This window comes from Ideonella sp. P3_A4, assembly GCF_056403075.1.
In genome coordinates this window covers 1-8,642 of the sequence record NZ_JBFUGE010000247.1, presented here as the reverse complement: position 1 = coordinate 8,642, position 8,642 = coordinate 1, and the positions used below count along the sequence as shown (strand labels likewise).

Below are 8,642 nucleotides of genomic sequence, written 5' to 3'. Positions count from 1 at the left end.
TGGCCAAGGCGACGACGCGCGCTGCGGCCAACACCTCGCCCGAGCCGTTCTCGAACATCGGGCTGTCGCTGCTCGGTGACGCGGCCGTGCCGGTGATGTTGTGGCTGGCCTGGGTGCACCCCGTGGTTTTCTTCGTGACCTTGGCACTGGCGCTGCTGGTGATGGGTGCGTTGATCGTGCTGATGTTCAAGTTCCTGCGCGGCCTGTGGTCGGCCTTGCGCCAACATTTCGGTGCGACTCCCGCGCGCGCCTGAGGAAAAGCTGATGTTCAAGAAGATCCTGATCGCGAACCGGGGAGAGATCGCCTGCCGCGTTGCCGAAACGGCGAAGCGCCTGGGTGTGCGCACGGTGGCTGTGTACTCGGACGCCGATGCGAACTCGCAGCACGTGCGCGTCTGCGACGAGGCGGTGCACATCGGCGGCAACGCCGCGAAAGACAGCTACTTGCAGTGGCAGCGCATCCTTGATGCGGCCAAGGCCACCGGTGCGCAGGCAGTGCACCCCGGCTACGGTTTCCTGAGCGAGAACGAAGCCTTCGCCAACGCCTGTGCGGCAGCCGGCGTGGTCTTCATCGGCCCGCCGGCGTCGGCGATCGCGGCGATGGGCAGCAAGTCGGCCGCCAAGTCGCTGATGGAGAAGGCTGGCGTGCCGCTGGTGCCGGGCTACCACGGCGACAACAACGATCCGCAGTTCCTGGCGGGCCAGGCCGAGCGCATCGGCTACCCGGTGCTGATCAAGGCCAGCGCCGGTGGCGGTGGCCGCGGCATGCGCCGGGTCGACAAGGCCGAAGATTTCGTCTCGGCACTGGCCTCGTGCCAGCGTGAAGCCAAGGCCAGCTTCGGTGACGACCATGTGCTGGTCGAGCGTTATGTCACCAAGCCCCGTCACATCGAGATCCAGGTCTTCGGCGACACGCAAGGTGACTGCGTCTACCTGTTCGAGCGCGACTGCTCGGTGCAGCGCCGCCACCAGAAGGTGCTGGAAGAAGCGCCCGCTCCTGGCATGAGCGAAGCACGCCGCGCCGAGATGGGCRCCGCCGCAGTCGCTGCCGCTAAGGCAGTGGGTTATGTCGGCGCCGGCACGGTCGAGTTCATCGCCGAGGAAGTTGGCGACGGCGACCTGCGTTTCTATTTCATGGAGATGAACACSCGGCTGCAGGTCGAGCACCCGGTGACCGAAGCCATCACCGGTTTCGACCTGGTCGAGTGGCAGCTGCGCGTGGCCGCGGGCCAGCCGATGCCGGCCAAGCAGGACGAGCTGAAGATCCACGGCCACGCCATCGAGGCCCGGATCTGCGCCGAGAACCCGGACGCGAACTTCCTGCCCGCGACCGGCACTCTGTCGGTGCTGCGCTGGCCCGAGCATGTGAGCTTCCGCCGCAACGCCGACGCACAGCAATTCCACGACCCGGCTGCCGTGCGCGTCGACGCCGGCGTGCGCGAAGGCGATGCGATCAGCCCGTACTACGACTCGATGATCGCCAAGCTGATCGTCTGGGGCGAGAACCGCGCGCAGGCGCTGGCTCGGCTGGATGCGGCGCTGCGCGACACGCACATCGTCGGCCTGAACACCAATGTGGCTTTCCTGCGCCGCGTCGCGGCCAGTCCGTCGTTCGCGACCGCCGATCTGGACACGGCGCTGATCGAGCGCGAGCGCGCGGTGCTGTTCGATGCACCGGGCCTGCCGCTGCCGCTGGCCGCCGCGGGTGTGATCGCGCAGGTGCTGGCGGCCGAGACTGCGCTGGAGTCGGCCGACCCCTGGTCGCACCGCAATGGCTGGCGCATCCATGGCGGCGCGCGCCGCCGCATCGACCTGCAGGTCGGCAGCGAGCAACACGTCGCAACGCTGGAGCGCCTGCACGACGGTGCCTTGCGCCTGGTGCTGGGCAACGAGAGCTGGCCGCTGGCCACGCGCGCACTCGGCAGCGATCGCTACGACGTGACACTGGGTGGCGAGCGCCACACGCTGGCCGTCTACCTGCAAGGCGAACGGGTGGCGGTGTTCGGCGCGGGTGGTTCGCGCGAACTGCACGAGATCGACCCGATCGCCCATGCCGGCGAAGCCACCGGCGGTGCCGGCCGGTTGACCGCACCGATGCCGGGCAAGGTCATTGCCTTCCACGTCAAACCCGGTGACACGGTGACGGCCGGCCAGGCGTTGGCGGTGATGGAGGCGATGAAGATGGAGCACACCATCAGCGCGCCGCGTGCCGGCACGGTGGCGGAACTGATGTACGCCGTCGGGGACCAAGTGGCAGAGGGCGGTGAGTTGCTGCGCCTGTCGGAGTGAAGGAAGAAGCATGAGCACGAACCTGCCCAGCCGCGTCAAGATCGTCGAAGTCGGCCCGCGTGACGGGCTGCAGAACGAGAAGCAGCCTGTCGCCGCCGAGCACAAGATCGCGCTCGTGCACGCGCTGCAGGCCGCCGGCCTGCGGGAGATCGAGGTCACCAGCTTCGTCAGCCCGAAGTGGGTGCCGCAGATGGCCGACAACGCCCAGGTAATGGCCAGCATCAAGCGCCAGCCCGGCGTGCGCTACTCGGTGCTGACGCCGAACATGAAAGGCTTCGAAGCCGCGGTGTTGACGAAGCCCGACGAGATCGTCGTCTTCGGCGCCGCCAGCGAGACCTTCAGCCAGAAGAACATCAACTGCTCGATCGCCGAGTCGATCGAACGCTTCGCGCCGGTGACCGAGGCGGCGCGCGCCGCTGGCATCAAGGTGCGCGGCGCGATCTCGTGCGCGGTTGGCTGCCCTTACGAGGGCGAGATCGCGCCCGAGCAGGTCGAGATGGTCGCGCGGCTGATGAAAGAGATCGGCGTGCAGCACGTCGGCGTGGCCGACACGATTGGCGTCGGCACGCCGAAGAAGGTGCAGCGCGCGCTCGAAGCGGCGCTGAAGCACTACCCGATCAACGAGGTCAGCGGCCACTACCACGACACCTACGGCCAGGCGCTGTCCAACGTCTATGCCAGCCTCGAGATCGGCATCTCCAGTTTCGACACCAGCGTCTCGGGCCTCGGCGGCTGCCCGTATGCCAAGGGCGCGACCGGCAACGTGGCGACCGAAGACGTCGTCTACCTGCTGCACGGGTTGGGCATCGAGACCGGCATCGACCTGGACAAGCTGATCGACGCCGGCGTGGCGATTCGCAACGCGCTGGGCCAGCCGACAGGCTCGCGGGTGGCCAAGGCGTTGTTGATCAAGCGCGGCTGATCGGCTGGCCGACGGAGGCCACGGCCTTCGCAGGGGCATGCGAGGGGGCAGGACTTTGGGGATACTTCCCCGCCTTCGCCCACCGCCCATGAACCGACCATGCGCTTGTCCACACGCCTTGCCCTGTCCCTGATCGCCGTCGCCGCACTGGTTGCCATGACGGGCTGCGCTTCTTCGCCGCCGGCCGCAAAGGCCGCCGGCACCGGCTTCAGCTTCGCGCTCTGGGGCGACATGCCGTACAAGCGCAATGGCGACGACCCCGGGCTGAACGCGATCATCAACAGCCTCAATGCTGCCGACATTGCGTTCTCGATCCACGACGGCGATGTGAAGGACGGCAGCTCGCGCTGCGACGACGTGGTCTACACCGAGGCGTTGGCGCTGTTCCTTCGTTTGAAGGCGCCCGCCGTCTATACCCCGGGCGACAACGAGTGGACCGACTGCCATCGGCTGAACAACGGCGGCTACGACAACCTGGAGCGGCTGGCCCACCTGCGCCGCGTGATGTTCGGCCGCCCCGAGAGCCTGGGCCAGCGCACGATGGCGCTGGAGCACCAGCCGGCGCCCTATGTCGAGAACGTGCGCTTCGAGCGTCAGGGCATCGTCTTCGCCACGTTCAACATTCCGGGTAGCAACAACAACCGGGTGCTGAACGACGAAGAGTGCACGTTCAAGAGTGCGCGCAAGGCGGCCGACTGCGCGGCCGACAACGCCGAATACGAAACACGTGACGCGGCCAACATCGCCTGGTTGCGCGAGAGCTTTGCGCAGGCCAAGAAGCAAGGCGTACGCGGCGTTGTCACCGTGTTCCAGGCCGACCCCGGCTTCGACCTGCCCGAGACCGACGAAGACGAAAGCCAGGCGCCGCGCTACAACGGCTACCGCCGCTTCATGGACGCACTGATCGCCGAAACCGAGAACTTCAAGGGTCGCGTGCTGCTGGTACATGGCGACACGCACTTCTACAAGGTCGACATGCCGATCTACCGCCAGCGCAAGCAGCTGACGAACCTGACCCGCATCGAGACCTTCGGCAGCCCGTCGCTGCACTGGGTCAAGGTGACCGTCGACCCGGCCGACCCGCAGCTGTTCGACATCGAGCCGGTGATCGTTTACTGAAGGGCGCTGTGGTTCAGGGGCGGCCGATCATCAGCGCCAAGCCCGCTTCACCCTGCGGCGCCCAGGTCAGGCCGAGGTACATCGGGCCGATGCCGGTGTCGGCGCCGAGGTAGAGGCTGGCGCCGCCACGCAGGTCGCCGAGCGACATCTGGCGCCGGCTGGACCAGGCGTTGCCGGCTTCGAGCGATGCGCCGACGAAGAAGCCACGTGCGAACACCGGTGGCTCAGCCAGCCGCATGTACCAGTTCACGCGGCCGAACAGCACCGCGTTGCCGGCGAGTTGGTTGGGGCGGTAGCCCGAAAGGCGTTGGAAGCCACCGAGCGAATACTGGCCGACGATCGCGTCCGCGCGCGCGTCGGACATCTCCAGCAGCCCGAACACATTCAGCGTCTGCGCGCCCCAGCTGTAGGCACCGGTGAGCTGCCCTTCCAGGCGCGACAGGCTTTGCGTGCCTTCGTGGTGGCGCCAGCCGAACTGGGCTTCACCTTCGGCCCGGTAGCCGAACTGCGGGAAGTTGGCGTAGTCCAGCTGATCGACCACGACCCGCGCCCGCAAGGCGGTCTCGTTCCAGGTCTCGGCACTGGTTGCGCCTGCGTAGTCGGCGGAGAGCAGCGTTGGCTCGGTGCGCCCGATCTGGTGCGTCAACCCCAGCCGCAGTTCGCCCAGGCTGCCCCAGGGTTGGCCCAGGTCCACGCCGACGCGCCCGGTGGTGCGCCGCAGTTGGCCGATCTCGTCACCGGCGTCGGGCTGGTACAGCGACAGCACGCGCCGCTCACCCAGGCCCCAACCGGCGACGAACCAGTCGTTCCACAGGCCGATGGTCCAGTTCAGCGGGTGGTAGATCTCGCTGTAGAGCTGCGGCACTTCGCCAATCTGCAGCCGGTTGCGCCATTCGGTGCCGCTGGGCGTCAACCAGTGGCGGTTGTGGCTGATCTTGATGTTGAAGGCGCTGTGGCCGCCGAAGTCGGTCGACAGGTCCAGCCCCACGCGCAGGTAGTTCGGGCCCCAGGGCTTGTCTTCGAGGTCGAAGACCACGCCGGTGGCGCCGCTGGTGGTGTCGACCAGGCGGTAGTCGGCGCGCGCGTAGTCGCCGCTGGCGGCCAGATGGCGGGCGTCGCGTGCGGCCTTGTCGGCATCGAAAGCCTCGCCAGGCTGCGACAACAACTGTCCTTCGAAGCGACCCGGGTTGGTGACGCTGGTGCCTTCGAAGGCGACGAAGGCCAGCTTCGGCGACGGTACGGTGCCGGTGTGGCGCGCGGTGCGCCAGGTGGCGTAGTCATCGGCGGGCAGCGCCATCTCGGCCAAGCGCGGCTGCAGCACATCGGCCCCCTCGGTGCCGATGCGGATGAAGTCGGCCGCGTGGTTGAAGTCGCCCGAGGTCAGCGTGCCCAGGTCGGGCGCGATCAGCAGGTCCTTGTCCAGCAGCGTGGCCAGGCTGCGCTTGACGTTCTGCTCGGTCAGGATGTTGATCATCTGCGCTGTCAGCCCCAGCGCCGAGCTCAGTGTGTCTCGGGCAGCCAGCGGGGTGCCGATGTTGACCGCGATCACGATGTCGGCGCCCATCGCGCGGGCCACGTCGATCGGCACGTTGTTGACCAGGCCGCCGTCCCCCAGCACATGGCCATCGACCTCGATCGGCGGGAACACGCCGGGCACGCTCATGCTGGAGCGCAGCGCAGTCGCCAAGTCGCCTTGGCCGAGGATGACGGCCTCGCCGGTTTCCATGTTGGTGGCCACCGCGCGGAACGGGATCGGCAGCTTGTCGAAGTGCGCGGTGGACCGCACCGCCAGCGTCAGGCGCCGAAGCAGTGTCTCGAGCCCGCGGCTGGAGACGGCACCCTGCGGCGCACGGAACGAGCCCTCGTGGTCGATGCCGAGCTCGATCGCGCTGGCGATCTCGAAGTCTTCTTCCTTGCGGCGCTGGCTCAGTTGTTGGCGGCTGACGCGGGTGGCGAAGAGCTTGTTCCAGTCGATGCGCTTGAGCTCATGCTCGATGTCGTCGGCCTTCATGCCGCTGGCGTACAGACCCCCGACGATGGCACCCATCGAGGTGCCTGCAATCACGTCGACTGGCACGTGTTCGCGTTCGAGCACCTTCAGCACGCCGATGTGCGCGAGGCCCCGCGCGCCGCCGCCTGAGAGCACCAGGCCAATGCGCGGGCGGCCGAGCGGCGGTGGGATGTCTTCCGTCGACTGGGCGTGTGAGGTGCCAGCCGACAGAAGGCTTGCGCAGAGAAGAAGCAAGACGCGCCATTGCATGGGCGCGGATTGTCGCTGGCCGCCTGCGGCGTTCAGCTGCGCCGGGTTCGCGTTTCGCTCGGGCGTTCGCCGAACTGCCGTTGGTAGGCGCGGGTGAACTTGCTCGCGTTCTGGAAGCCCCAGCGCAGCGCGACATCACGCACCGGCTGTGCGCCGCTGCCGCGCAGCTCGGCGCGTGCGCGCTCCAGCCGCACGACGCGCAGGAATGCGAAAGGTGACTGGCCCAGGTGTCCGCTGAACTGGCGCAGCAGGCTGCTGACGCTGACGCAGGCCGCGTCGGCGATGTCGGCCAGGCCGATCGCAGTATCCGCATGCGCATAGATGAAGTCGACCGCGCGTCGCAAGCTCGCCGGGGCCGGCGCGATCATCGCCGAACGGCGGGTGTGCGCCTGGGCCAGCGGCTGCTCGTGCAGCAGGCACAGGCCCATCATCTCGATCCAGCGGCCGAACAGCATCTGCTTGCCCGCCGCCGGGCCGGGCGCCTGCAGCAGTTGCGCGGCCTGTGTGGCCATGAACAGCAGGCGTTGCGCCAGCGGTGCGCGCAGGTGTGGTTCGAACAGCGGCGCATGCGGCTCGACGCCCGGCGCCCACTCGGCGGCCAGGCGCAGCATCTCGCGCCGCGGCAGGTAGAACTCGACGAAGTGCGCCTCGCCGGACAACACGGTGTGGTCGACACGTGCGGGGTCGACGATCGTGCCTTCGCCGGCCTCGGCAATCGTCTCGCAGCCGTCGATGGTCACGCTCAGGCGGCCGGTGACGGGCAGCCCGACCACGTAGGCGTCGGGTGCCGCGTCGGCATTGCGCCGCGCCATTTCGACATCGAAGCTGAAGTGGCCCTCGCCGATGAAGACCTCAGTCGGCTGGGCGCCCGCCGAGTCAGCATGCAGCACTGCCGAGACGCCAAGCCAGTCGTGGCCGTTCGGCGCCCAGCGGCGGATCTGGCGCTGGGCCACCGGCGACGCGCGGTTCAGTGCGTCGAGGTAATGCTCGATGCTGTCGCGCGCCTGCAGCCGCAGCGGCTCGACGGCCAGCAGCCGTGAGGGTTCGGGCGGGGCCGGTGTGGTGGTGGGGCGGGGCAGCGGCACGACGCCAAGCATAGGCTCGCTCCGCTGACGCCCAATACAGGGTGAACCGGGATCAGTACGGGTTCGGGAACTTGAACACCGTGGCCAGGTCCTTGCCGCGGATGATGTCGTTCGCGTGGTACAGCAGGCCCCAGTCATCGATGGCCGACATGTCGGCGAACATGCACATGGCATGCGGGTCGTCGCCGGCCTGGGCGGCCCAGCCGCTGCCGCTGCCCATGGCGCCGATCAGCTGGGTGCCACCGAGCTGGATGCAGTACAGCGCCGCAGGGTTGCCGTGCCCTTGCCCATTCCAGGGCACCTTGGCGTAGTAGGCCAGTGCCGCCATCGTCGGCTTCTTGCTGGTCAACGTGCCGGCCCAAGCGGTGATGCGGGCGCCGTCGGCGTCGGTGTAGGTGCAGGCCTGCGCCGAGCCGCCGTAGCGCACCCAGTTCGCGGCATCGGAATTGGTGTTGCCGAACGGGAAGACCTTGGTCAATACGCCGCCGGTGCTGGCGCAGTGACCGGCTTCGGTGGTGTCCGCCGCGTGGGCTGCGGTGGCCGGCAGCAGGGCCGCGGTGGCGGCCAGGGAGAGCACGGAAAGCAGGGATCGCAAGGGCATGTCGTCACTCCGGAACGAAAGGGTGGGTGGGTGACGAGGATTCTGGGTGCCGCGCCGCGCCGGAACGAGCCTTGGATCGTCAGCGCTGATCCGTGCTGCGCGTCTTTGCGGCGGCCCAAAAGAAAGGCTCTTTGCGCATTGAGTAGTGACAGGCGCAGGCCATGAGCCAGTGGAAGTGCATCGTGCCAGGTAGACGGCGGCAAGCCGGGTTCCCTGGAGAAGGCGATGCAGGAACAAGACTGGAAGCGGTGGTTGAAGCGGTTGCACGAGCTCAGCGCTCGGCAGCGCCAGGCGCTGATGGCGCAGTTGCACACACCGGACGAGGGCGAGCGGGTTCTGGCTCAGATTGACCAGGCGGGCGAAGCG

At 68.0% G+C, this 8,642-nt stretch carries 7 protein-coding genes; 4 read left to right on the top strand and 3 right to left on the bottom strand.

Annotated features, from left to right (window positions below):
• From AC1DYI_RS19915 to AC1DYI_RS19900, 4 genes are all read left to right on the top strand, one after another.
• On the top strand, nucleotides 1-254 hold a 254-nt coding region (locus tag AC1DYI_RS19915; protein ID WP_477205870.1), incomplete at its 5' end, for a DUF4126 domain-containing protein.
• 10 nt (nucleotides 255-264) lie between these two features.
• Nucleotides 265-2,289: an acetyl/propionyl/methylcrotonyl-CoA carboxylase subunit alpha gene (locus tag AC1DYI_RS19910; RefSeq protein WP_477205869.1), complete on the top strand. Its 2,025-nt coding sequence runs from the start codon at nucleotides 265-267 to the stop codon at nucleotides 2,287-2,289.
• Nucleotides 2,290-2,299: 10 nt separating this feature from the next.
• Nucleotides 2,300-3,211, top strand: a complete 912-nt coding sequence (locus AC1DYI_RS19905) for a hydroxymethylglutaryl-CoA lyase (RefSeq protein WP_477205868.1) — start codon at nucleotides 2,300-2,302, stop codon at nucleotides 3,209-3,211.
• Between the two features lie 99 nt (nucleotides 3,212-3,310).
• Complete coding sequence (locus AC1DYI_RS19900; RefSeq protein ID WP_477205867.1) at nucleotides 3,311-4,330, top strand: hypothetical protein; 1,020 nt, start codon at nucleotides 3,311-3,313, stop codon at nucleotides 4,328-4,330.
• Nucleotides 4,331-4,343: 13 nt separating this feature from the next.
• Here the strand turns inward: AC1DYI_RS19900 and AC1DYI_RS19895 are convergent, their stop codons facing one another.
• From AC1DYI_RS19895 to AC1DYI_RS19885, 3 genes are read right to left on the bottom strand one after another with little or no spacing between them, the layout of a single operon-like run.
• The gene (locus AC1DYI_RS19895) at nucleotides 4,344-6,590 is read right to left on the bottom strand and encodes a patatin-like phospholipase family protein (protein WP_477205866.1); all 2,247 of its coding nucleotides are present in this window, start codon (nucleotides 6,588-6,590) and stop codon (nucleotides 4,344-4,346) included.
• A 32-nt stretch (nucleotides 6,591-6,622) separates the two neighbouring features.
• Nucleotides 6,623-7,675: a helix-turn-helix transcriptional regulator gene (locus tag AC1DYI_RS19890; RefSeq protein WP_477205865.1), complete on the bottom strand. Its 1,053-nt coding sequence runs from the start codon at nucleotides 7,673-7,675 to the stop codon at nucleotides 6,623-6,625.
• 52 nt (nucleotides 7,676-7,727) lie between these two features.
• Nucleotides 7,728-8,276 (bottom strand): hypothetical protein, encoded by a 549-nt coding sequence (locus tag AC1DYI_RS19885; protein ID WP_477205864.1) that lies wholly within the window; start codon nucleotides 8,274-8,276, stop codon nucleotides 7,728-7,730.
• Nucleotides 8,277-8,642: the final 366 nt, after the last annotated feature.

Excerpts from the sequence above, each read along its gene's own strand:
- AC1DYI_RS19885 (WP_477205864.1), bottom strand. The coding sequence starts at position 8,276 with ATGCCCTTGCGATCCCTGCTTTCCGTGCTCTCCCTGGCCGCCACCGCG.
- AC1DYI_RS19905 (WP_477205868.1), top strand. The coding sequence starts at position 2,300 with ATGAGCACGAACCTGCCCAGCCGCGTCAAGATCGTCGAAGTCGGCCCG.
- AC1DYI_RS19895 (WP_477205866.1), bottom strand. The coding sequence starts at position 6,590 with ATGCAATGGCGCGTCTTGCTTCTTCTCTGCGCAAGCCTTCTGTCGGCT.
- AC1DYI_RS19900 (WP_477205867.1), top strand. The coding sequence starts at position 3,311 with ATGCGCTTGTCCACACGCCTTGCCCTGTCCCTGATCGCCGTCGCCGCA.